This is a genomic window from bacterium, from assembly GCA_019912885.1.
Classification (GTDB): Bacteria; Lernaellota; Lernaellaia; order JACKCT01; family JACKCT01; genus JAIOHV01.
On sequence record JAIOHV010000009.1, the window covers coordinates 1 to 23,356 of the forward strand.

Annotated in this window: 20 protein-coding genes and 1 pseudogene; 17 read left to right on the forward strand and 4 right to left on the reverse strand. The window is 59.4% G+C overall.

From position 1 onward, the window contains the following. Nucleotides 1-349: 349 nt before the first annotated feature. Entirely contained in the window at nucleotides 350-775 is a 426-nt protein-coding gene (locus K8I61_01100; GenBank protein MBZ0270605.1) for a hypothetical protein, read from the forward strand. Between the two features lie 318 nt (nucleotides 776-1,093). Here the strand turns inward: K8I61_01100 and K8I61_01105 are convergent, their stop codons facing one another. From K8I61_01105 to K8I61_01115, 3 genes are all read right to left on the reverse strand, one after another. Continuing rightward, nucleotides 1,094-1,564 carry a hypothetical protein gene (locus tag K8I61_01105; protein ID MBZ0270606.1) on the reverse strand — a complete coding sequence of 157 codons (471 nt, stop codon included), beginning with the start codon at nucleotides 1,562-1,564 and terminating at the stop codon, nucleotides 1,094-1,096. Nucleotides 1,565-1,803: 239 nt separating this feature from the next. Then, entirely contained in the window at nucleotides 1,804-2,469 is a 666-nt protein-coding gene (locus tag K8I61_01110; GenBank protein MBZ0270607.1) for a hypothetical protein, read from the reverse strand. 259 nt (nucleotides 2,470-2,728) lie between these two features. After that, nucleotides 2,729-3,514 carry a DUF547 domain-containing protein gene (locus K8I61_01115; protein ID MBZ0270608.1) on the reverse strand — a complete coding sequence of 262 codons (786 nt, stop codon included), beginning with the start codon at nucleotides 3,512-3,514 and terminating at the stop codon, nucleotides 2,729-2,731. 617 nt (nucleotides 3,515-4,131) lie between these two features. On the opposite strand from K8I61_01115, the gene nrdR reads away from it, so the two are divergent. The 16 genes from nrdR to K8I61_01195 all read left to right on the forward strand — a co-directional run bounded on the left by nrdR (nucleotide 4,132) and on the right by K8I61_01195 (nucleotide 22,527). Beyond that, on the forward strand, nucleotides 4,132-4,647 hold the full coding sequence (gene nrdR, locus K8I61_01120; protein ID MBZ0270609.1) for a transcriptional regulator NrdR: 516 nt from the start codon (nucleotides 4,132-4,134) through the stop codon (nucleotides 4,645-4,647). 39 nt (nucleotides 4,648-4,686) lie between these two features. Beyond that, nucleotides 4,687-5,994 carry a bifunctional diaminohydroxyphosphoribosylaminopyrimidine deaminase/5-amino-6-(5-phosphoribosylamino)uracil reductase RibD gene (gene ribD / locus K8I61_01125; protein MBZ0270610.1) on the forward strand — a complete coding sequence of 436 codons (1,308 nt, stop codon included), beginning with the start codon at nucleotides 4,687-4,689 and terminating at the stop codon, nucleotides 5,992-5,994. A 187-nt stretch (nucleotides 5,995-6,181) separates the two neighbouring features. Continuing rightward, on the forward strand, nucleotides 6,182-7,594 hold the full coding sequence (locus K8I61_01130) for a site-specific DNA-methyltransferase (GenBank protein MBZ0270611.1): 1,413 nt from the start codon (nucleotides 6,182-6,184) through the stop codon (nucleotides 7,592-7,594). 1 nt (nucleotide 7,595) lies between these two features. Further along, on the forward strand, nucleotides 7,596-10,079 hold the full coding sequence (locus tag K8I61_01135) for an ATP-binding protein (protein MBZ0270612.1): 2,484 nt from the start codon (nucleotides 7,596-7,598) through the stop codon (nucleotides 10,077-10,079). After that, nucleotides 10,072-11,775: a hypothetical protein gene (locus K8I61_01140; GenBank protein ID MBZ0270613.1), complete on the forward strand. Its 1,704-nt coding sequence runs from the start codon at nucleotides 10,072-10,074 to the stop codon at nucleotides 11,773-11,775. The genes K8I61_01135 and K8I61_01140 overlap by 8 nt, the downstream gene beginning before the upstream one ends. A gap of 469 nt (nucleotides 11,776-12,244) precedes the next feature. Then, nucleotides 12,245-13,381, forward strand: a complete 1,137-nt coding sequence (locus K8I61_01145; GenBank protein ID MBZ0270614.1) for a Re/Si-specific NAD(P)(+) transhydrogenase subunit alpha — start codon at nucleotides 12,245-12,247, stop codon at nucleotides 13,379-13,381. Between the two features lie 79 nt (nucleotides 13,382-13,460). Continuing rightward, nucleotides 13,461-13,742: an NAD(P) transhydrogenase subunit alpha gene (locus K8I61_01150; GenBank protein ID MBZ0270615.1), complete on the forward strand. Its 282-nt coding sequence runs from the start codon at nucleotides 13,461-13,463 to the stop codon at nucleotides 13,740-13,742. Nucleotides 13,743-13,751: 9 nt separating this feature from the next. Beyond that, nucleotides 13,752-15,167 (forward strand): NAD(P)(+) transhydrogenase (Re/Si-specific) subunit beta, encoded by a 1,416-nt coding sequence (locus K8I61_01155; protein ID MBZ0270616.1) that lies wholly within the window; start codon nucleotides 13,752-13,754, stop codon nucleotides 15,165-15,167. Nucleotides 15,168-15,484: 317 nt separating this feature from the next. Then, the gene (locus K8I61_01160) at nucleotides 15,485-16,633 is read left to right on the forward strand and encodes a hypothetical protein (protein ID MBZ0270617.1); all 1,149 of its coding nucleotides are present in this window, start codon (nucleotides 15,485-15,487) and stop codon (nucleotides 16,631-16,633) included. 269 nt (nucleotides 16,634-16,902) lie between these two features. Continuing rightward, nucleotides 16,903-17,940 carry a hypothetical protein gene (locus K8I61_01165; GenBank protein MBZ0270618.1) on the forward strand — a complete coding sequence of 346 codons (1,038 nt, stop codon included), beginning with the start codon at nucleotides 16,903-16,905 and terminating at the stop codon, nucleotides 17,938-17,940. A gap of 112 nt (nucleotides 17,941-18,052) precedes the next feature. Next, nucleotides 18,053-18,634, forward strand: a complete 582-nt coding sequence (lspA, locus tag K8I61_01170; protein ID MBZ0270619.1) for a signal peptidase II — start codon at nucleotides 18,053-18,055, stop codon at nucleotides 18,632-18,634. Beyond that, nucleotides 18,634-19,122: a signal peptidase II gene (gene lspA, locus K8I61_01175; protein MBZ0270620.1), complete on the forward strand. Its 489-nt coding sequence runs from the start codon at nucleotides 18,634-18,636 to the stop codon at nucleotides 19,120-19,122. The genes lspA (K8I61_01170) and lspA (K8I61_01175) overlap by 1 nt, the downstream gene beginning before the upstream one ends. Beyond that, the gene (gene lgt, locus K8I61_01180) at nucleotides 19,119-20,063 is read left to right on the forward strand and encodes a prolipoprotein diacylglyceryl transferase (protein ID MBZ0270621.1); all 945 of its coding nucleotides are present in this window, start codon (nucleotides 19,119-19,121) and stop codon (nucleotides 20,061-20,063) included. Before lspA (K8I61_01175) ends, lgt begins: the two co-directional genes overlap by 4 nt. Then, the gene (locus tag K8I61_01185; GenBank protein ID MBZ0270622.1) at nucleotides 20,060-20,539 is read left to right on the forward strand and encodes a hypothetical protein; all 480 of its coding nucleotides are present in this window, start codon (nucleotides 20,060-20,062) and stop codon (nucleotides 20,537-20,539) included. Before lgt ends, K8I61_01185 begins: the two co-directional genes overlap by 4 nt. Beyond that, nucleotides 20,539-21,198 carry a hypothetical protein gene (locus K8I61_01190; protein ID MBZ0270623.1) on the forward strand — a complete coding sequence of 220 codons (660 nt, stop codon included), beginning with the start codon at nucleotides 20,539-20,541 and terminating at the stop codon, nucleotides 21,196-21,198. The genes K8I61_01185 and K8I61_01190 overlap by 1 nt, the downstream gene beginning before the upstream one ends. A 75-nt stretch (nucleotides 21,199-21,273) precedes the next feature. Then, on the forward strand, nucleotides 21,274-22,527 hold the full coding sequence (locus K8I61_01195; GenBank protein MBZ0270624.1) for a glycosyltransferase: 1,254 nt from the start codon (nucleotides 21,274-21,276) through the stop codon (nucleotides 22,525-22,527). Between the two features lie 547 nt (nucleotides 22,528-23,074). On the opposite strand, the pseudogene K8I61_01200 reads toward K8I61_01195, so the two are convergent. Continuing rightward, nucleotides 23,075-23,356 (reverse strand): annotated as a pseudogene (locus tag K8I61_01200) (glycosyltransferase).

A 23,356-nucleotide genomic window follows, 5' to 3' on the forward strand; every position in this document is an offset into this window, starting at 1 on the left:
GCGTCATGCGTATCTTGTCGACCCGGAGATCAATCCGGTTGGCGCGCCGCGGTCGTGGCGTGCGCGCTCGTCATCCGGCGATGGCGGACGCGCTCCCAAGACACGAGTTTTTCCGATCCCCCGTTAAAGCCTGGGGATAATAGCAATTATCGCCGTAATAACAATGGGATGGACGCGACGAGGACGGAGGATCGAGGATTGAGGATTAAGGATCGAGTGGCGCCCGATTGCGGTTCCGTTGGCCGCATGGACAAAATGGACATCATGGACAAGATGGACGGATGAATTGCCCGAACCGCTTTCTTGCTTCTCCGCTCAATCCTCAATCCTCGATCCTCACTCCTCTCCCATGACGGCCGCCGCGAAACTCTCCGCGCTGATGCGCGTCACGGCGATCGCCGAAGGCGCGGCGCTTGGTGTTTCGCACATCGTTTTCCCGGCGCGCTGGTTTTCGTGGCTTTCGCAAACCGGGTTTGACGCGGGCGACCCGTTCCAGATGTTCCTCGCGAATATGGTGGGCGTTCTTGTCGTCACGCTGTGCGTCGGGCTGTTTATCGCCGCGCGCGATCCGGCGCGTTACCTGGTGGTTGTCGATATGCTGATTCTCGGCGGCGTGCTGACCGTACCGGTGTATCTCGTCCACCTCGTCGTGAGCGGCGCGATCGGCGGGTGGGAATGGGGCGTGTTCGCCGCGGTCATCGCGATGACCGTCGTGTTTTATCGGCTTCGCCGCGCGGTCGTGGCCGAGGCGGATTCGTCAGGGCCGCAAACGTAGCGAAGCGAAGTGCGCGGTTGACCCCGCCCCGGCATCGCGGAGGCGGATTCGTCAGGGCCGCAAACGTAGCGAAGCGAAGTGCGCGGTTGACCCCGCCCCGGCATCGCCGCTTCCTCCACAGCCATCTCTAAAAAAAAAGTCGGCCTGACGACCGACTCTCCAGTGTGACGGGTCCCTTCTCGACGCCCGGGCGAGTCCGCCCGAGTTATCGTGACTTGACCCTCACGAAATCGCCTTACCCAGAGGTACCGCCGGGGGGAAAGCGCCGCCCCCGGGTGAAGCGACTTTCAAATTGTCAAAGACACCCTGGCGCGCGCTTCAGACGGCGCCTTCATCTTCGGTTCCCGTGTCGTCGCCGAAATCCGGGTTTTCCCCGTCGGTCGGCGACGAATTCGGATCGCCCTGATAAAAGTCCACGGACACCATCGCCTGCATCGACTTGAAGGTCGCGACGACCATGGCGTAACCGGGGCGGCTCGTGGCGGCCAGCGTCGTGATCGCGATGCCGTCCGCGTCCGTCACGACGCGCGTCTCGCCCACCGTGCCGAGCGTGGAGGTGAAAACGATGTCCACGCCGGAAAGCGGATCGCCGCCTTCCACATACAACTCGGCAAGAATCGTGATTGCGCCGCCGCCGGTGATGTCCAGGTTGTCCGGCGTGGCGGTCAGGACCAGCGTCTGCCCGTTCGGGCTCGTCACGACATCCGATTCCTGCGTGGCGAATTCGCCTTCGCACGAAAGCGCCGTCAGAACCGTCAGAACCAGACCGATGAACGCAAACCGTCTCACGTCGATTTCCTCCTGGACCAGCGTCCGGGAGAGGATTGAGCAACCGACGTGCCAACGCGAACTCGCCGTTCCGGCGAAATAAAAAAGCGTAGCAAGATCAATGAAGTGGAATACTTAACGCAGGAGAAACTTTAAGGACGCACCCGCATTCCCGGATGAGCCGTGAGGCAACTCACGCCTGGCGGCAAGGCAGATTTTGCCTGAGGGCTATCCGCAGGCAGCAGGGCAATTCTCGCATGTCAGCGAGTTTCGTACGCGCTGTAGTGGGGAACGCATGCGCTAGCAGGCAGTTCCGAAGAACTGGCGAGCGCACCGCACGCGCCGGCCCATAAAAGCACTTCAATCAGGGTTGGTTCTCGCGGAATGTCCCGTTTCCCGTAAACGACGCGCGTCCGAGGTGTGCGAATATTCAACGCGAATGCCTTATCACGCCAGAATCCGCGAAGTGCTTGTCGCGCTTGTCTTTCGGCGGCTTGATATGTGCGCGATGTTGCGTCGTCGATAGGGTCTGCCGGATCGTATCGACCCCATCCACTTGCGATTTGAGCATGCCCGTACGAACGGCCGTTTGAAAAGAATGCGTGCATATAAAGCCGCCGCTCGGTCCCACGTTTCGGAAACGCAGCATCCGTAGGATCGGATTCAAGCCGAAGGTGTGTGCCGATATACGCATGCCGGAGCTTGGCCTGCATCTTGTTCGGCGACCACGATCCGTATGACATCGGGGAAACGCCCGTAACCTTGACGTCCTCGTACCCGCCGCCGTCAATCTTCACCGTAATGCGCGAAACGTCATCGACGCGCTCGATCGTTGCCCAGATCGGCCCAAGCGCGTCGGCGTGTGGCGCGCCTGCCAACGCCGCCGCCACAAGTACCGCGAGGATCGTCGTCGGTTTCGTTTGCATCGAGCTCTCCAAAGCCCCGGAACGCGACCGCATTTTATCATGACGAGGCCTCGATATCGTCAACGTGCGCGAAAAATCCGTGCAATCTGCGAAATCTGCGGATCAACGATCCGTCCCGTCCGGGCAACCGGGCGGAGTGGCTCCCACGCACAAAGCCGAGCTGGAGCTCGGCGCTCCCAGGTTTGGAACCGCGAACGTTAGAGAGCGGGTATAGTCGTTTCCGGGCGCGCCGCCGATCGGGTGTTCGGCGTTCCCAGGCCTACATCGAGTCGTTCAGGCTCCAGTTGTATTTGATGTAATCCAAGTCCTCGATGCCCGCGTCGATGATATTCCGATCGGCGGCGTCGGCGTATTCGTACAGGAAGCCCACCGCCGCGCCGTCTTCCTCGTCCAATTCCGGAAAACGGTCTTCCTTATAATATTTCGCGACGAAGTCCTTGCCGTACCAGTCGAAAATCTTCGACACATTCGCCTTTTTTTCCGCGGCGTCGACATTGTTGCGCTTGTCGTCCCGCGCCCACGCGCGCGCCGCCTCGTCGAGTTGCGCGTCCAGAGTCGCCGCCTTGAAGGCCTCCGGAAACAGCGCGGGGCAGCCGAGCGACGCGCAATTCAGCGCCGCATGCACGCGCGGATCGCCCAGAGGACGCAGGATCTCGTGTTCGATCTCGTCGAGCGTCACCTGCCGCCCGCCCGCCGGCCACGTGCGCTCCTTCCAGACGCCCTTGATCTCCCGGATACTCGGAACCGGGTACGCATTGACGATCGACTTGATGGTGTAGGCGTTGTAGGCGTTGATCCAATACGCCTTCTGCTCGCTCGCGGAAAATTTCGCGAACTCGTCCGCCGTGACCGCCGCGAGCTGCTCGCGATACGCCTCAAGCGCCTCGGGGTTTATCTTGAGCTTGGCGTAATTGACGCGGTCGCCCTCGCGAAACTCCTTGAGGACTGCGTCAAACCCGGCGTGCGTGTGATCGAAGGCCAAAGCGGGAAGGGCGCCGCCAAATAGGGCGCCAAGGGCGGCGATCGCCGCGAAAAAGAACCGCATCGACAATCCTTTCCGGCGCGGCGGGCATCATCGCGACCGCGCGCCATCCATCGACCCGCAACCACGAAACCATACGCGCGAGAGATTACGACCGTTGCGTGGAAATTGGGAAGAGGGCGGGCAGGCCAAGCAGAGCCGCGCGCGTCGCGAGATGGCTTCTCGGAAAAGCCTCCCGGTGCGGGTGCCACACTTTTACCGGCCGAGGGCCGGGAAGGTGTGCCACACCCACACCACGCACAAAGCAGGCGGGACGCCCGCGCTCCCGGCGAATCGCCATCGAAGCAGGCGGGACGCCCGCGCTCCCGGCGAATCGCCATCGAAGCAGGCGGGACGCGCCTGCGCTCCCGGCGAATCGCCATCGAAGCAGGCGGGACGCCCGCGCGCCCGGGCACTCAATCCTCAATCCTCGATCCTCACTCCTCCCTCTTGTGGATATCCCTGTGGACAGCCTTGTCCACCACTTGGGGGTGTGCTAGGCTTTGCCCACAATCCGTTGACGAAAGCGACCCGCGCGTCGCGCCGAGGCTCAAAAAGCCGGGCGAGGGCGAAACGGGAGACGCATCGCTGTCGTCAGCGGCGCTCGTGCCGGCGTCACGATCGCACCAGGAGGCCGCCTCATGCGTTGCCCGTATTGCCAGTCGCTCGAAAACCGCGTGATGGATTCGCGTTTCCGCGAGGACGGCAACGTCGTGCGCCGCCGCCGCAAATGCATGAAGTGCAAGCGCCGGTTCACGACCTACGAACGCGTCGGCGACATGCATCCCCTTGTCATCAAGAAGGACGGCCGGCGCGAGGCCTTCGATCGCTCGAAGATCCAGGCCGGCGTGCACCGCGCCTGCGAAAAGCGCCCCGTCTCCGTCGAGCAGATGGAATCGCTCGTCGATCAGATCGAGCTGCAGATCTGCGACATGGGCGAGCGCGAGGTGGACAGCAAGAAGATCGGCGACGTCGTCATGCGCAAGCTGCGCGATCTGGACAAGGTCGCCTACGTGCGTTTTGCTTCGGTCTATCGCGAATTCGCGGACCCCGAGGACTTCATGGACGAGCTGCGCAAGCTCGTCAAGGAGCCCGCGGCCGCGAAGGCGAAGACGCGAAACAACAAGACGCCCCGCCGACGCACGCTCGACGCGTAGCGTCGCGGCCCCGACTCGCCTCGGGCGGGGCGAGGAATCATGGCCTCCGAACTCGACATCGAAGCCCTGATGCGCCGCGCGCTGCGGCTGGCCCGCAAGGGCGAGGGATTCGTTCACCCCAATCCGCTCGTCGGCGCGGTGCTCGTCAAGAATGGCCGCGTCATCGGCGAAGGCTGCCACATGGAGGTGGGCAAGCCGCACGCGGAGATCAACGCCATGAGCGCCGCGCGCGAGGCGGGCCACGAGATCCACGGCGGCTCGATGTTCGTCACGCTCGAGCCGTGCGCGCATTTCGGGCGTACGCCGCCGTGCGTCGAGGCGCTGGTGGAGGCGGGCATCGCCGAGGTGTACGTCGGCATGATCGACCCCAACCCCCGCGTGTCCGGCCGCGGCCTCGCGTACCTGCGCGAAAACCGCATCCGCGTCACCGAACGCATCCTCGAAGGCGAGTGCGCCGCCATCAACGAGGCGTTCACGAAATACATCACCGTCCGTCGCCCGTACGTCACGGTGAAGGCGGCGATGACGCTCGACGGCAAGATCGCCACGCGCACCGGCAAGTCGCGCTGGATCAGCTCGCCGGAGTCGCTGCGTTTCGCGCATCATCTGAGGCACGTGAACCAGGCGATCATGGTCGGCGCGGGCTCCGTGCGCCAGGACGATCCGCGCCTCACCTGCCGCCTGCCGCGCGGGCGCGTCTCGCACCCGATCCGCCTGATCGTGGACGGCAAGCTCTCGATCCCCGAGGACGCGAAGGTGATCGCCGGCGACCTGCCCGCGAAAACGATCGTCATCACCACGAACGCGTCCGATCCGGACAAGCGAAAGCGTATCGAGGATCGGGGAAACGAAGTGCTGGTGATCGAGGGGGGCAGCAATTTTCACCGCGAAGCATGCCCTGAGCGCAGCCGAAGGGGCGCAAAGGAAGCGAAGGACGCGCAAGACGACGGAAACTTTCACCGCAAAGACGCGAAGGACGCGAAGGGCGGGCAAGACGATAAAACCATTCACCGCAAAGACGCGAAGAGCGCAAAGGACGGACACGAAGCTGCCGGACACATTGACCTTGACCGCCTTATGGACACGCTTGGCGAAATGCGCATCGCGAGCCTCATGATCGAGGGCGGCTCGACGCTGCTATCCGGCGCGCTTTCCGCGGGTATCGTCGACAAGCTGTTCCTCGTCGTCGCGCCCAAGATCTTCGGCGGCGCGAACGCGCCATCGGTCATCGGCGGCGAAGGCGTGGACGACGTCGACGACGCCCTCATCGTGGACGACCTCAAGGTCACGCATTTGGGCGTCGATTTGCTGATTGAGGGAAGGCCGAGGAGAAGGCTGGGAGGCTGAAAGGCGCGGAGGCTGAAAGCAAAGGCTGAAAGACTGGAAGACTGGAAGGCTGAAAGGTCGTCGCAAAAATCGCGGGTAGACCGTCTTCTCAAAAATCTGCAAAATCGACTAGAATCGCCGAATCAAGGGAGTTAGGAAGCCACATGAAGCTAGCGTCATCGGTGCGTCCGAGAAGTTCACGAAACGCGTGGAAATCGTGTTTTCAGGCGAAAAAATACACAAACAGTCTGCGCTTAGTCGACGCAATTTGGAGCGTAATTTTGTGATCAACGCTCAGGATTTTCATGACTCACAGCTGCGCAAACGACTCGAAGCGTTGTCAGAGGCGGACGAGGACTATTGGTCTTTCAAGGGAAATTCAACTCGCGAATATGGACATGGGTTATTTCAATATCCAGCGATGATGGTTCCTCAAATCGCGAGAGTAATACTTGAACAAGCATGTTCAATTCATCCAGAAATTGAACACGTTGGCGACCCATTTCTAGGTTCGGGAACGATAATGACAGAAAGCATGATGCGCGGGTTTTCATTTTACGGCGTCGATATTAATCCGTTAGCGATATTAGTCAGTCGGGTGAAGAGTGGACCCTTTTTCTGCAATAGCCTCAAACACAAGTCTGAAGAGCTTGCCAAAAGAATCAACTTGGACTGTTCGTTTAGAATTGATGTCGATTTTCCTAATCTCGATAAGTGGTTTACAAAAATTGTTCAAGCATCTCTTTGTAAAATCCGTAGGGCGATCCTTCAAGAGAATTCGATTTGGACGCGAAGATTTTTTTGGATTGTTCTTGCCGAGACTGTGCGATATTCAAGTAATTCGCGAACATCGACGTATAAGCTTCACATTCGAACGCCCGAAAACATTAAAGTTCGCAGCCACGACCCTATCGTCGTTTTCGAGAAAGCACTTGAAAGAAACCTGAAACACTATGAAGAACAGGCAAAACTCTTGTCTGCGTCTGGTCATTTAGTGCGGGGTCGCTATAAAAAAGACATCACAATATCTCTAGGCGATGTGCGACAGAATAACGGACAAAAACAATGCGATATAATTATTACTTCTCCGCCATACGGTGACAATGCAACAACAGTTCCGTATGGCCAATACTCTTATTTGCCTCTTCAGTGGATCAACATGGATGATATCGAGAGTAATAACAATACTAATTTCCTTGCTTCTACGCACGAAATTGACACGCGAAGTCTGGGGGGAAGTAAGCGAGTTGAAAAATCTGACAAGGAACGCCTTCTTGATCGCTCGGAGTCATTTGCTCATTTTATTAAGAGCTTAGATGCCCAACCTCGTGATCGAGCACTCAAAGTGTTTGCATTTTTTCGCGATCTTGATGCGTGTATTGAACCCATCCTTAAAACCCTGCGCCCAGGTGGATTAATGGTATGGACTCTTGGAAATCGAAAAGTAGGAGGAAAGCGGGTGCCTTTAGACTTAATCCTGGATGAGCTTCTTTCTGCTCATAATACAAAGCTATTATGCAAATTGACTAGAAGGATTTCGTCCAAGAAGATGGCGCCCAAAAATAATGTTGCGGATACAATGTCTCGCGAGATTATACTAGTCATGCGGAAGGCGGTATGACATGGAAAAGGATACACGTCCACATTTCGAGGTTCACCCTTCTGTCGTGTATCAACTCGGCGAAAGCCTGATCAGCGACGCGGTCCAGGCGCTCATCGAGCTGGTAAAGAATTGTTACGACGCGGACGCGAACTACGCCAAGGTCGTCATCGATACCCAGGGCAGTTTTGAGGTTGACGGCGCAAAGTATCCCTCAGCCGGTGGGAGGATCATCGTCGAAGACGACGGCCACGGCATGGGACTGGAGGATATCAAGGCTGGGTGGCTCATTATCTCAAATCGCAAGAAGCGGGAGTTGAAGCAGGCCAAGAAGACAACGCCTGGCGGGCGCACGCCACTGGGCGACAAAGGACTTGGGCGGCTTGGGGTGCAACGCCTTGGCGAGAACCTTGAGATTTTCACCAAGGCCAAGGGAGACAGTGGCTACCACTTCGGCTTTTCCTGGCTCGACTTCGAGACCGCTCCGAAATTGGAGAACGTCGACATCCACCTTGCGGAGGTCCAGTACTCACGTCAGCATGGCACAAAAGTCGTTGTCTCGGGTCTCAAGGAACCAGACATCTGGCGGGGCCAAGTGGCGATTAAGCGGTTGGAACAAGAGCTTTCCCGAATGATTTCTCCGTATCGACAGATCCGGGACTTCACTGTGGCAGTCGAAGTGGACGGCAAGTTGCTCGAGCTCCTGGAAGTAAGCGACCGCATCCGTGACATCGCGCCCGTTAGGTACCAGTTGGCTTTCGACGGCACACAGCTCGTCGTTCATGGGCGTGCTCGGCTTGACCATTTCCGCCCTTCAAACGCAAAGGAAGCTGAACAATTCGCTCTGATCGCTGAATCCGACGATGGGAAGGCCTTCTTCGACTTCCTTCAGGCTCAGAAACTGTCACGTACACTCGGGCTGACGCGATCACGGTCGAAGCAGTGGTTTGTTGACTTCCACTGGCAAAGGCCGCTTGCCGATCTCGACAAAGTACAACGAGCCAACGATGGCGCTGGAACTGTAGCGAATCCCGGCCCATTTGCCGGTGAAGTCGATTCGTTCGACTTGGGCGCGATGGCGTTTCAGAATCAGAGCGTGTTTGATGGCATCAGCGAATTTCGCCGCCACATTAAGGATTTGAGCGGCATTCGCGTCTATCGAGATGGCTTTGCGATCCGAGTGGATCACGACTGGCTAAAGCTGGGCGCACAATGGACCTCGGCCCCATCGTATTACGGACTCAAGCCCGACAACACGCTCGGATACATCGCCCTGTCCGCCCGTGACAACATGGAGCTTGAGGAGACGACAGACCGGGAAGGCTTCAAGGATTCGCCGTATTTTCGCAACTTCTATGCTTTGCTGGAAGAATTCAAGTCATTCACGACCGCGGCCCATGAGTTCTTCGGGCGCTCTTGGGCCGAATTCCGCAAGATGCGGAACGAAGCATTGGCGCAAGTAGACTCTCGGAAGACGGTAGAGGACATCTCACAGGCGATCAAGAAGGGACTCGCCGAAGCGCCGCAGCACCAGAAGAGCCTCGAGGTGTTAAAGGTAAGGCTTGGCGCGAGCGCGACGGCCTCAAAGGCGGTCGTGTCGCGACTCCAGTCCGCAAAGGAGATTACGCCCGAACTACGCGAGAAGTTGACCGGTGCGCTATCCGACCTTGAGCCGCTGCTTACTGAAGCCAAGGATGTGATCGTCCGTCTGTCTGCGTATCTCGAAGAGATCGGTTCGCTTCGCGGCATGGGTCAGGTGCTCGAGGATCGCGTTGATGGACTGCGCCGACAGATGGATGACATGTACGAGATGGTTGCCCTCGGTTTGACGGCCGAAGCGCTATCGCACGAAGTCTACAATGTGGCCGATCAGCTTGCAAAGCGAACCAAGACCGCGCAAACGACGCTCCGTAATGAAGGCATCAACGACCGACCGATCCTCGCGCTCATTGAGTACGTGCAATCGTCAGTCATGGCTCTCCGCAAGCAAATGTCATTTCTGTCGCCTTCTCTTCGATATGTTCGTGAACAACGGAACGATATAATAATTCGGGAATTTATGGCCGACCTTATTGACTATTATCAGGATCGTCTGAGAAAAAGCAATATTTCAATCGCCCTCTCCACCTCGGAGGCGACTGTTTTTACCATAAGAATGAACAAGGGCAAGCTTACGCAAGTTATTGATAATCTCATTTTAAATAGTGAATATTGGCTTAAGGAAGACATCGCACAAAAGCGAATCAAGAATGGTAGCATAACAATAGAAGTATCTCGGCCTTTTATTCGAGTTTTCGATGACGGTAGCGGCATCGATCCGAGCGTTGAGCACGCACTCTTCGAGCCATTTATTTCCGCCAAAAAACAAGGTCGAGGGCTCGGGCTTTTCATCGTTAAGCAGCTTTTAGATTCTGAAGGCTGCAGCATCGGACTAGTCCCTGAACGAAATCGTCGTAAGCGATATTTCAAATTCCAGATCGATCTGCGAGGTGCCATAAATGAGTAATGGTGGACACGCAACAGATGCGAGAAAAGCTTTAGCTGCCTTGTTCAACAAACTTGGTATCAATAGAGTAATATGCGTTGATGATGAACATGCGACAGCGCTCACACTTGTAGATATCTTAGCATGGATGGAAACAGCTTCGCCGGATGATTTGGCGGAGGCTTTCCCGGCGTTTGAAAATAAAGGGATTTCTGATCGGGATGTGCGTAAGGATAGTTTCCGCAAATGGTGGGGCGAACTCGATACTTCAAATAAAGAGGAGTATTCAGATCACGCAAAAGTGAGTGTTCAGCAAACAGAACTGGTTGAATCTCCTGATATCAATTATATGTCAACATTAAGTGAAGTATTTGAAGGAATGGCAGGAGTCGTTTTCTTGCCTTGGTCACCTAAAGAATGGGCAGAGAAAAGCGATACTGTTTTATCAGATAAGGACTGTCAGACGACTTTATTTCTATTTGATCAAGACATGTCAAAAAATGGAGGCCGAACAAACGAAGGAAGCGCAATTATTGGCTCAATCTTGACAGGGCCTGAAACGGTTCGTCCGTTATGCGGAATCCTTACGCATACTGCTGAGCTAGAAAGACAGAAGGAACGATGGGAAGAATTGGCCGCCGAAGCAGGAGTTGATCGCGATTGTTTTATGGTAATCCCCAAAAGTTTACTCACTGATGACTTGAAAGAATTTGTTAGCACGATGAAATCAACTGTCCTTGCGCCATCGTTTAATAAAATGAAACAAATATCGGGAGAGATTCTCGCAAGTGCCCTTGAAACTGCAAAACAGAAAATTAGCGATCTCACCGTATTAGATTTCGATCACATGGTCATGCGAGTCGCACATGGCGAGGGAATTTGGGAAGGCCAGGTGCTTTTTAGACTGCATGCACACTTTCATCGAATCGAGTCAGAAAGGCAAGCGAGAGAAAATGCAGAGCTACCGGAGTTGCTAAATCGAATCAGAAAAGTTAGCCATATTCCCGAATTTGGAAAGTCACACTCTACAGATATCGTACGAAAAATATGCCACGAAGAATTATATGACGATGGTGAAAGTGTAAACTCTGCCAATCTCAACATCACAACAGGTGATATATTTGAAAACACAATCGACTCTAATGAAAGGTATATGATTGCCACGCAAGCATGCGACTTAGCTTTAAGATCAAACGGTGAAAGAAAAGTACCGAATGTACTTTTACTTCCGATCGTTTCTGTCAGTAATAGTCAACTAAAAGAAGAAAGGTTTATGAAGCTACCGCATTTCATGGAAGGTAAATTTGCAATTGACTTTTTGTCGCCCTGTTTTGCGCCTTGTTGGGCGCTTGATACGTGTGTATTAAATACTGATGGACAATGCGGTCTCAGGTTGGACGCTACGCCGTCTCCAAATTTACTTCCTGGTTGGAGTACTTTGTTCGCTACCATCCTGCAAAATGCGAAAAATCTTATCGACCAATGTGATCTATCATGCGTCGATGATGAAAAGGATAGGGAGGACATTTTGTCGAAATTGGCTCCGGCTATCACCTCTAGTGGTTTTATTAAAGCATCGGTAACGGACGGTGAAGTGAGGATTCCGTTAAAACGGATAACGCGACTGCATTTAAATATGGCCGTCGATGTCATCCGCCAATATTCCATTTATATCTCTAGAATTCCTGGTGATGCAGATCTTGCTCGTGATGCGTAGCGTCAGCTGCAAAAAATTCAGCAACGGTGAAGAGTTATGAAGAGGGTTGCACACGGGGAGCAGGATCTTTTGATTCGCACAGAACGTGGAAGGCGTGCGCAACACCGTTGGAATCCGCTTCCGCGCGCACGCGCGAGTGGTGTGAGTGGCGTCCAGAATTTGTTAGCCACTCCGTGCTCTCTGTGTCTTCTCGGTGCTCTCCGTGTACCGCAGAAATTCCGGGAACGGGAACCCTCCTTCGCTAAAGCTACGGCGGGCGCGCGCGACCGGGTTCTTGCGACGACCTTCCAGTCTTCCAGTCTTCCAGCCTTTCAGCCTCTCCGCCTTCCCGCCTCATCAACCCCCCGCTTGACGCGCATCAACCGCGCGTTCGTTGACGATCCGGCCCCCCATTGCTAAGAGAGGCGCGGCCCCACGGCCGGTCTTAGAAACGCCGCCGCATCCATCCATCCCAGCCCCGGAGTGCCCGATGCCAACGGTCCTTGTGCCGAAGGAAATCGTCCCCGGCGAGACGCGCGTCGCCGCGACCCCCGAAACGGTGCGTCGCTTTGCGAAAATGGGCTTCACCGTCCTTGTCGAAAAGGACGCGGGCGCGGGTTCGTTCTTCGCGGACGAATCCTACGCCCAGGCCGGCGCCGAAATCGTGCCGGACGTTGTCGAAGCCTACAAACGTGCGGATCTCGTCCTCAAACTGCATCCCCCGCGCTTCCACGAAGAACGCAAAGGCTTTGAAGCGGACTTCCTGCGCGAGGGAACGATCCTCGTTTCCTTTCTCTATCCCACGCAGAACGCCGACACGGTCGAAGCGCTCACGAAGCGCAAGATCAGCGCGTTCGCGATGGATCAGATCCCGCGCATCACCCGCGCGCAGAAGCACGACGCGCTAAGCTCGCAGGCGAACCTTGCGGGCTACAAGGCCGTCATCATGGCCGCGGAGCGGATGCCGAAGATCTTCCCGCTGCTCATGACCGCCGCGGGCACGATCACCCCGGCGAAGGTCGTCATCCTGGGCGCGGGCGTCGCGGGTTTGCAGGCGATCGCCACGGCCAAGCGCCTGGGCGCGATCGTCGATGTCTCCGACGTGCGTCCCGCGGTGAAGGAACAGGTGCAGAGCCTCGGCGGGCGCTTCATCGAGGTGCCAACCGACGAGTCGATGCAGACCGCCGGCGGCTACGCGAAAGAGCAATCGGCCGAGTTCCTCGCCAAGCAGCAGGCGCTTGTGCGCAAGTTCATCGTCGAGGCCGACGCGGTCATCACCACCGCGCTCATTCCCGGCCGGCCCGCGCCCAAGCTCATCCCCGCGGACATGGTCAAGGACATGAAAAACGGCGCGGTCATCGTGGACCTTGCCGCGGAGCAGGGCGGCAACTGCGAACTGACCGAGCCCGGCCAGACCGTGGTGAAGGAGGGCGTCACCATCATGGGCGTTCCCAATATCCCCGCGACGGTGCCGGTCAACGCCAGCGACATGTACGCCAAGAACGTCCTGTACGTGGTCGAGGCGCTCTACCCGAAGGGCGAGCTGAACTTCAACTTCGAGGACGAGATCCTCGCCGGCGCCATCGTGACGCACGACGGCGCCGTCCGCGACCGCACGGCGAAATAAGGAGGCTTCCATGAATTCCGCGCTCATCGCCCGATGGGCCATCGTCGCCGCGGACGCTTCGCCGTCCGAGGACGTGACGCTGCTGCCGCCCATCATCATCGGGCTCTACGTCTTTCTGCTCGCGACGTTCGTGGGCTTCGAGGTCATCACCAAGGTGCCCCCGACGCTGCACACGCCGCTGATGTCCGGCGCGAACGCGATCTCGGGCATCACCATCGTCGGCGCGCTCTACTGCGCGCGTTTCTTCTCGCCGACCGTGGCGAACGTCGTCGGCTTTTTCGCCGTCGTGTTCGCGATGATCAACGTCGTCGGCGGCTTCCTCGTCACCGACCGCATGCTCCGCATGTTCCGGAAGAAGTAGGGGCACGACATGAAAATTCTCATCCACCTCCTCTACATGCTTTCGGCCGTCCTTTTCATCTTCGGACTGAAGAGAATGGGCAAGGTCAAGACGTCGTATCAGGGCAACCTGATCGCCGCGGGCGCCATGCTGCTTGCGATCGCCGCGACGATCCTCGACCTCGGCAATATCGACTACGGGTTCATCATCGCCGGCATCGTCGTCGGATCGGCCATCGGCGCGTTCTACGCGCTCAAGGTCCAGATGACGCAGATGCCGCAGATGGTCGCGCTGTTCAACGGCTTCGGCGGCCTCGCGTCGCTTCTGGTCGCGCTGTCTTTCTTCGCCGAGACGGTCTTCGCCGGCGCGAAGGACCACACCGCCGCGAGCCTCGTCGGCGCGGACCAGGCGGTCACGATCGCGCTGTCCGTCCTTGTCGGTTCGATCACGTTTTCCGGCTCGATCGTCGCGTGGGGCAAGCTCGAGGGCAAGGTCACCGAACAGCCCGTGCTGCTTCCGATGCGGCATTTCATCAACCTCGCGCTGTTCGTCGGATCGCTCGCGCTCGGCGCGGCGTTCTGCTTCTGGCTGATGGGCAGCTTCACGCTATTCGCGGCGATCCTCGTGCTCACGCTCGCCGCGCTCGCACTCGGCGTGCTGCTTGTCATCCCCATCGGCGGCGCGGACATGCCCGTCGTGATCTCGCTTCTGAATTCCTACTCGGGCCTTGCGGCGTCGATGACGGGATTTGTCATCCAGAACAATCTGCTCATCATCGCCGGCGCGCTCGTCGGCTCGGCGGGCCTCATCCTTACGCAGATCATGTGCGTCGCGATGAACCGGTCCCTGGCGAACGTGCTGTTCGGCGGATTCGGCGCGGTCGCGGCGGCGGGCGGCGGCAAGGAAGGCTACACGAACGTCAAGGAAGTGGACGCCGAGCAGACCGCGATGATCCTCGAAAACGCGACCTCGTGCGTGTTCGTGCCGGGATACGGCCTTGCCGTTTCGCAGGCGCAGCATGCCTGCCGCGAGCTGGGCGAGATGCTCGAAAAGCGCGGCTGCGACGTGAAGTACGCGATCCATCCGGTCGCCGGGCGCATGCCGGGCCACATGAACGTGCTGCTCGCCGAGGCGAACGTGCCCTACGAGAAGCTGTTCGAGATGGACCAGATCAACGGCGACTTCAAGAACACCGAGGTGGTCATCATCCTTGGCGCGAACGACGTGGTGAACCCCGCGGCGCTCAACGATCCGCAAAGCCCGATCTACGGCATGCCGATCCTGAACGTTCACGAGGCGCAGACGGTCATCGTCGTCAAGCGATCGCTCTCGGCCGGCTTCGCGGGTATCCGCAACGAGCTGTTCGAGGCCGACAACTCCCTGATGCTCTTCTCCGACGCCAAAAAGGCGCTCACGGGCATCGTGGAGGAATTGAAGCACGCGTGACCTGGGACCCAGGGCGGCCCGCCCGCTTCGAAGCCGCTATCACAACGCCCGGCGCGGTAATCCCGCCGGGCGTTGTCAATTTTGGAGCGACTTGCGTCGTCAGCGCCGCTCAAGAAAAATTGGAACGCGACCGTCAGGGGATCGGGTGCGCACACAATTGGAACCGCGACCGTCAGGGAGCAGGCGTGTTCTTTTAAGAAACCGGCCCGCGCGACATTCGCTCCGGGCGCGATTCGCCTCCGTGCTTCGTACTCGCGCTTGATGCCCATCAACCACCTCCACTTTTTCGTTGACTCACCCAAAACCCGGAGCGTACGGTGAACTCGATGTTGAGCGTGCATCGTTTCGTCTTCTTGATTATCTCCGTCGCGTTCGCCTTTGCGGCGGCGTCGTGTTCGTGCGTTGACGCCAGCCACGACGATGACGACGATGAAGACGGAAATGACGACGACACGAACGACGACGACACGAACGACGACGACTCGGTGGAAGACAATCGCGAACCTTATCTCCCCACCTTTTCGGGCTGGATGATGGGGTGGGGTTGGCTGGCGCGTGTCGAGAATGGAAGCTGGGAGCCGTGGGAAAGTATAAGCAAAGCCGAGGACTGGGATTTCGGCGACGAATCCGCCTATCAACTATATCAAAATCCACGCGAATTTTTGGGGACGATTTATCTTCCGTCGTACAGCAATACGATCGGCCTTTTCAAACTCGACCAACTGACACTTGAATCGCTTTGGATTGCCGACGACGAAGAAACGAGAATCGACACATTTGGTTTTTTCGACGTCGATTCGTTCTTGCTCCGAGCCGGCGGCTCGGCACCGCGGCCAGTCTATCGAATAACGCCGGACGGGATCGAAACCGTCAATTTGTCATTCGATCTTCGCGCTTTCTTTCAGGGATTCAACGGAGAGTTGTACGCCCATGACGGACACGCGATCTACGAATATGACGGGATGGATTTTTCCGTGGGGGCGGTAATGGGCGAGGCGCTAATTATCCACGCGCTGGCGCGCGGCTCGGATGTCGCAGTCGTGTTGAACGATGGGCGGTTCGCGTGGCGTGAGGACGACGCGTGGCAATTTGCCGACATACCGTCGGGAATATCCCGATTTTGGTCGAGCCCGAGCGGGGTCGTCGTTTTCGCGAACGACACAGACCCCGAACATTACGTGTATTACCGGTTCTTCGCGCCGGAAGTGACCCCGATTTCCGGACTCGCATACACATACTGCCGCGGCGGCGCCGGCATCTCGAACGATGGCGCGATGGTGCTCATGTGCATGTTCCCGCCGTACGGCGTATCCTGCGGAGCCGACGCCAAAAGCCCGGTCGGCGGCACTGTATTCGAAATCATCGTTGCCATGGACGGAAATATTTCTTGCACCGCCCTGGACAAATCGTTCACGTTCACGCCCGAAGCCATCCATATCGACGGGAGCAACAATCAGGACAACTAGTCCGCGTGACGCCTGCCCGAGCGAAGGCGATGGGATTAGCGGGTGGTCGCCCCCTCGACGGCCGCTGCCCGTTGCGATGACCTCCCCGCCTTTCAGCCTTCTCGTCTTTCAGCCTTTCGGCCAATTTTTTCGGGCACGGGCATGGGCACGGGCACGGGATTGACCTCCCAGCCTCCCGGCCCCTCCGATTTACCCTCCATTCCGTCGCGCGTGTCGATTTGCTACTCTCGGCCCGGCTTGAACCCTGGACCACAATGAGGGAGGTCCGCATGAAATACGAATGGACGAAAATCCCGATGCTTTTCGCGATGGTCGCTGTGCTCGCCTTTGGCGTTTCCTGTTTTCGGGAACCCGAAGGCGGCGAGCCGCTTTCGTCGAACGCGTACAACAGCGAGCTTTGCGATCAGTGCCTCGAGGCGTCGCCCGAACCCGAATCGCTCGATATCAGCCTGCCGGGCGACGACAAGATCGGCGCGTTGGCCGTGGGCGATCTGGCGACGCTCTACGACCAGACCGTGGATATCACGCGCGGGCTGAACTTCTGGATCCTCGGCCACCTGTCGTTCCTTGACGAAATCCTGTCCTACCCGCCGTCGAGCGGTGACGAGGACACGTGCGTCTGGGGTCCGTTCATCCCGAGCGGCCTCTCTCCCGTCGAGGCGCGTTTTGTCATGACCAAGCTCTCGCCCGAAGAGTTCGTTTATTCGTGGGACGAGCGCTTGAAGAACACGGACGGCGAATTTAAGCCCGTGTGGGGCGGCGAGATCACGCCTTCGACCGACACGGCGCGGCGCGGCGTCGGCAATCTGTTCATCGACTTCACGACGGCGCAGGAACTCGATCCGACGTGGGATGCCTCGGGTATCCTGAACGTCACGTACGACACCTACACCGACGGCCGGAAGATCGACATCGACTTTTCCGAGTTTCAGCCGGAAGACGCCGAATATGCGGTGGACGCGGAGTACCGCTATCACAACCACGCGGACAACTCCGGCGAGTTCCGTTTCACGTATTTCGCGGACATCGACATCAGCGACGACCCGGCCAAGGACGAACTCGAGGTCATCAATCAGGAAACCTTCTGGCTCGGAACGGGCGAAGGCTATTCAACGCAAACGGTGTCCGGCGGCGATATAACCGGCACGACCTTCGGCCCCGTCACGCTCGATCGCTGGGAGATCCACGAGTGCTGGGACGAGACGTTCCGGCGTGTTTTTTACGAGGCGAGAATCGTCGATACCGACGGCAATTCCTTCGGCGACGGAACGACCGAAGGCGATCCGGCCGACTGCGTGGAAATATAGAAGCAACAGAAACGCGCGGCGCGCGATATCACGTGCGCCGCGCTTGACCCGCCAACGACTTTCCGCATGATGGGCCGCCGTTTATTGCGGACCGATTTTTTCAGGCAATCCGGTGACCGAATCCCATAACGCATCTTCCGCGATCTATCAGAAAGCCTTTGTCATTTACTTCGGCGCGCTCGGCGTTTTCGCGCTCGACCAGTTGACGAAGTTCTGGGTGTCGCACGTGCTGCGCGTGGATGCCTCCTACCTGGTTCTCCCGGATATCTTCGCCTTCACGCACAAGCTCAATCCGGGCGCGGCCTTCGGGCTGTTCCGCGGAAAGCCGCTGCCGTTTTTTCTGACCATCTCCACGCTCGCGCTCGTTTTCATCATGTATTTTGTCGTGCGCGTGGAGCCCGAACGCAAGCGTCTCGTGCTCGCGATGTCCTTCATCCTCGGCGGCGCGGCGGGCAATATCGCCGACCGCCTGCGCATCGGCGCCGTGGTCGATTTTCTCGATTTCCGGATCGGCGGATACGTGTGGCCGACATTCAACGTCGCGGACGTCGGCATCGTGGTGGGCGTGGGCATCTTCCTTTGGGACATGGCCAAACACGAGATGGCGATCACCGCCGAGGAGGCCGCGCGACGGCGCCACGCGCGCGACGCCGCGAACGAAACCCGCGTCGCGCCCGCGGAGGACTCGCGATAATGATCCGCAAGACCGTCGTCGCGGGGGGCGCCGCCGCGGGCGCGATCGCGCTCGATCAGGCCAGCAAAGCCATCGTCCTTGCGCGTTTCGCGGAAAACGAAACGGTGCCGGTCGTCCCCGGCCTGTTCGACCTGACGCTGCGTTATAACACCGGCGCCGCGTTCAGCCTGTTCGACACCAAGCCGTCGCTGTTTTTCTTTTTCGTATCCGTCGCCGCGATCGGGGCGCTTGTCTATTTCCTCTCGCAGCTCGAGACAAGGCAGATCGCGCAGACCGCGGCGCTCGGCGCGGTGCTCGGCGGCGCGATCGGAAACCTTCTCGACCGCGCGCGCTTCGGCGCCGTCGTCGATTTTCTGCTGTTTTCCGTGCGCGGATTCGCGTGGCCGGCGTTTAACGTCGCCGACGCGATGATCGTCGCCGGCGTCGCCGTATTCCTTGTGCAAAGCTACCGCGACGACAAGGCCCGGCCGCCGGCCAAGGTTCTATGAAACCGGTCCTTTTCGACATTTTCGGGTTCGCCATCCACTCGTATGGCGTCATGCTCGCCGTCGCGTTCATCGCGGCGATCGCGGTCGCTTCGCGCCACGCCAAACGCCTCGGCGAAAACCCGGATCATATCGGCAACATGGCGGTCTGGGTCGTCATCCTTGCGATGATCGGCGCGCGCCTCTTCCACTGCGCGGTGTTCTGGCGTGAATACGTCGAGCGGCCGCTCATGATCTTCAACGTCCGCGAGGGCGGCCTCGTTTTCTACGGCGGGTTCATCGGCGGCGTCATCGGCGCCATGATCTATTTCCACCGCCACAACCTCGACAAGCTGCTTTATGCCGATATCGTCGCGCCGACCGTCGCGCTTGGCCTCGGGTTCGCGCGCATCGGCTGCTTTCTCGCAGGCTGCTGCCACGGCAAGGCGTGCCCGGCGGAATACCCGTTCGCCGTCACCTTCCCGCCGGAGACGATTGGCATCCCCGGAATCCCCCTTTACCCGACGCAGCTTGCCGAATCGGTCCTGTCCTTTGGCGTCTTCGCGATCCTGACGTGGATCGTCTGGCCGCGCCGGCGCTACGCGGGGCAGGTCATCGCGTGGTTTCTCGTGCTTTATGGCGCCATGCGCGGATTTCTGGAGTTTTTCCGCGCCGACCCGCGCGGATTCGCGACGTTGTTCCATTTTTCCGGTGAACCGGGGCGCGTCGCCGAAACGTCCACCGGCCTTTGGAAGGCGCTGTTGTGGTCCGAAGCGGTTATCGAAACCTCCGCGGGCACGTATGCGTTTCGCGTGAGCGAAAGCCAGCTCGTGGGCCTGGTGCTTTTCGCCGTCGCGGCCGTGATGTTTGTCGTCTTGCCGCGCAAAAGGCCCGTCGATAAGATCACGGAGCCGGAACCGATCGAAACGAATCGAAAACCGCTTCCGAAAAAGAAACGGGCATGAAACGCACATTCGTCCTTCTCGCCGTCGCCGCGCTCGCCTTTTCCGCCTGCGCGGTGAAAACGGAAAAGCTGCGCGTGGATACGTTCGAGGACATCCGCGCGATGTCCGAGGCCGAGGCCGCGGACGAATCCGGACCGCTCATGGAGCGCGTGACGAGCATCTGGACGACGCTTGAGGATCAGAAGCTCACGGCCTACATCACCAAAAAGAAGATCGCGCCGTATTTCGAGGACGAGACGGCGCTGACCGAGTTCATCGCCATTTACGCCTCGCTCATGCGCCAGAGTGATTTCGACCGCGAGGTCGTGCGCAAGTATCGCGTCAACAACGTGAAGATCGAGCCGAATGGCGTCGTCGCGCACGTGGACATCGACATCTGGGGGCGGATCTATTTCGTGTGGTACGCGAAGATCCACGAGATTCAGGAGTGGCGAAAATCCGGCGGCGTCTGGTATCTGATGCCGGTGGCGTACTGATGCGCCCGCGCGTCTTTTTGGCCGCGATGCTCGCGGTGGTGTGCGTCGTGGCGCTGTCCGGCGCGTCCTCGTGCAAGAAAAAGCGCGAGGATAAAAAGATCCGGGAGCTGTCAACCTCGCTTTGTGAGGCGGCGGTCGATTTCAACAAGCTCGTTGTCTGGCAGAACTACAGCGCCGCGAGCTTCATGGTCGTGCCGAGTAAGCGCATCGACTTCCTTGTCGATGCCGAACGTTTCGGCGGCGCGGTGAAGATCGAAAACTTCGCCGTCGTGGTCTGCCAGACGGATGCCACGCCGCCTGTGCGCGGCCTTGAGCTTCCGGGTACGGAGCCGCCGCCGGAGGAGGGCGCGCCGCCCGCGGCGACGCCAATCGAGCCCGAGCGCCCGCTCGTGCCGGCCGACGAGGCGGTGGACTCGGTCAAGAACATGAAGCCGCCGGAAACCGACAAATCGCTTTACGAGGCGGGCATCAACCGCCCCAAGCAAAAGGATCCGAGCGACAAGGACAAGGTGTATTACGGCACGGTGCTGGTTCGCTACATCAATCGCAACATCTTGCCGTCGGCGTCCGTCGATACGAAGCTGATCAAGCAGTATTGGGTGGCGGTCGGCGATGTCTGGTACTGCGATTTCGAGTGGCCGGAGATGATTGCGCCGTAGCGGGTGGGACCGGACGATTTTTTTTCGGGCAACGTTCGGCGTTTTTTGCGACAATGTTTCAAGGGGTTCAATTTTATGGGTGAATACGCGCGCTACGATCTGCCGCGGGATATCGTCATGGTGTCCACGGCGGATTTCGACGAGCCGCTCTGGACGAACAAGCAGCACATCGCCTCGCGGCTTGTTTCGGATTTCCGCGTTCTGTACGTCGAGCCGCTCGCGAGTCTCGCCGACGGGCGTCGCGGTTACACGCATAGCTACCGGCGCGACAGCTCCGGCGTGCACGTTTTGCGCCCGCCGGGGACCGTGCCGTTCGGGCAAAAGCTGCGCCAGGTCAACGACCTCAACCATCGCCTCGTGGCGCCGATCATCCGCCAGCGCATGGAGCAGCTCGGATTCCAGGATTTCATCCTCTGGATCTATCCGCCCTCCGACGCGCCGTACGTCGAGCACCTCGCGCCCACGCTCTCGTGTTACGACTGCGTGGACGATTATTCGGCCATGCCCGGCGCCTGGATGGCCGCGACGCGCCACATGGAGCGCGATCTTTGCCAGGCCGTGGACGCCGTGTTTGCCACCGCGCGCTCGCTGCACGGCGACAAGAAGGCGTTCAACAAGAACACGTTCCATGTGCCGAACGTCGCGGACTTCGAGACCTTCCACCGTGCGCTCTCCGTGCCGTTCGCGGAGGATCTCGCCGACATACCGCGTCCGATCATCGGATTCCACGGCGCGCTCAACTACAAGCTCGACGACCGCCTGCTCGACCGCCTGTTCACCGCGCGCCCGGAGTGGTCGTTCGTCTTCGTCGGGCCGGATCGCGGATTCGGCATCGAGCGCTTCATCGAACATCGCAACGTCCACTTCCTTGGCAAACGCTCGCCCGACGAGCTGCCCGGCTACCTCGCCGCGATGGACGTGTGCCTCATTCCCTACAAGATCGACCGTTACACGCGCGGCGTCATGCCCATGAAGACATACGAATACCTCGCCGCCGGGCGTCCCATCGTCTCGACCGCGCTGCCGGAGCTCGAGCCTTTGCGCGAGGTGGTCGACATGTGCGAGGACGCGCTGGATTTCGTCGAAAAGATCGAGGCGCGCCTGCGCCTTGGCGCGGAGCACGACCGCGACCGTCGCGTCGCGATTGCGCGCGAGAACTCGTGGGAAACGCGCATCCACGCGATCCTCGCGCACCTGCAGGACGTCTGGAGCGAAAAGCAGGGGCGCGTCTCGCGCGCGCATCCCGAAACCCGCGTGCGCGACGACCGGCGCAAGGCCGCGACGCGCGCGCGCGCGAAAGCGTCCGACCGCCGGAGCAAGGCGCGATGACGCGCGGCGCCGGAAGGTGACGACGCTCCTTCTCGCGCGAGACTTTCCGCCGGACATCGGCGGCGTGCAGGCGACGCTCGGCGCCCTTGCTGCCCACTGGCCCGGCCGCATCGCGGTCGTCGCGCGCCGCACGCCGGGCGACGACGAATACGACCGCGCCGCGAAATATCCCGTCGCTCGCATCCCGTGGCGCGGCGATGCCCCGACTTTCGCGGCGCGAATGACGCGGCAGATCGATCTCGCCCGCGCGGCGGATCGCGTGCGACGCGAGCATGGCGTCGATCGCGTCATCGCGGGGTATCTCGCCTTCGCCGGCCCGCTCGCATGGCGATGGAAAAGGCGCCGCGGCACGCCCTACGTTATCATGACCTACGGGCAGGAACTGCTGCACGCCCGGCGCTCGCCGCTTCGCCCTTTGTGGAGGCGCGTGCTGACGGCCGCGGAGGCCGTCATCGTCATCGCAGACGTGTTCGGCGGCGTCGTCCACGAGATCGCCCCCGGCGCGCATGTGGTGAAGGTCCCGCTCGGAAGCGGCGTCGAACCCGGCGACGCCTTCCGAACTTGCGATATCCGCGAGCCGCGCGCGATCGGGCCCGTCGCCCGCGACGACGTAGACGAGATCGGGGTGCGTGGGGGCGAGGCGCGCGAAGGCGCGCAGCGCCATATCGACGCCCTTGCGCGGCACGAGACGAGCCACCGTCAGCAACACGCGGCGGCCCGCGAGCGACGCGCCGCGAAACGGCTCGGCGAGCGACGGCGGCGCGCCGGGTTCGACGCCGCTTCCGAGCGGGACCTTCACCACATGCGCGCCGGGGGCGATCTCGTGGAC